The sequence below is a fragment of the Halomonas sp. ND22Bw genome (assembly GCF_003011945.1).
GTDB lineage: Bacteria > Pseudomonadota > Gammaproteobacteria > Pseudomonadales > Halomonadaceae > Halomonas > Halomonas halophila.
In genome coordinates this window covers 1-462 of the sequence record NZ_PXWD01000153.1, presented here as the reverse complement: position 1 = coordinate 462, position 462 = coordinate 1, and the positions used below count along the sequence as shown (strand labels likewise).

Here is a 462-nt window from a genome sequence, read left to right as displayed (position 1 = left end):
TAATCCAGGAGACTCAATACCTTGAACTAGGGTCAGGTCAGGCAAACCATGGGTTGCCCCATTGTCCACCATGAAGTCAGCGTCGGTCTGTCCGGGCCCAACCAGCTTGGGACGAATACCTGTATAATCGGGAACGAGGTCGTCCGCCCGGATGGACGGCAGCCAACGAGCTATGGATGCCAGAACCAGCTTGCGGCGACTTTCGTCGAAGGCGTAGTCGACTGCATCTATCCACTGCACATCGGGGCCGAACCGCGCCTGTCCGCCCAGGTCTATCGTGGCATGGGTCCCAAGGCCTCCGGCGACCGGGACAGGATAGACGAGATGGCTGAAAGGCGATTTTCGCTGTAGCTTGAAATAGTGCCCTTTGGCGTATTGCAACGGACGGATCATAGCGGCGGGAATCCCGTCTATCCGTCGCGCAACCTCTTCGCCCGCTAGTCCCGCAGCGACGATCAGACG

The 462-nt window shown here is 59.1% G+C and carries 1 protein-coding gene; it reads right to left on the bottom strand.

What is annotated here, in order from left to right:
- Positions 1-456: FAD-dependent oxidoreductase (locus tag CVH10_RS25405; protein ID WP_369335855.1), on the bottom strand; the 456-nt coding region annotated here is incomplete at its 3' end.
- Positions 457-462: the final 6 nt, after the last annotated feature.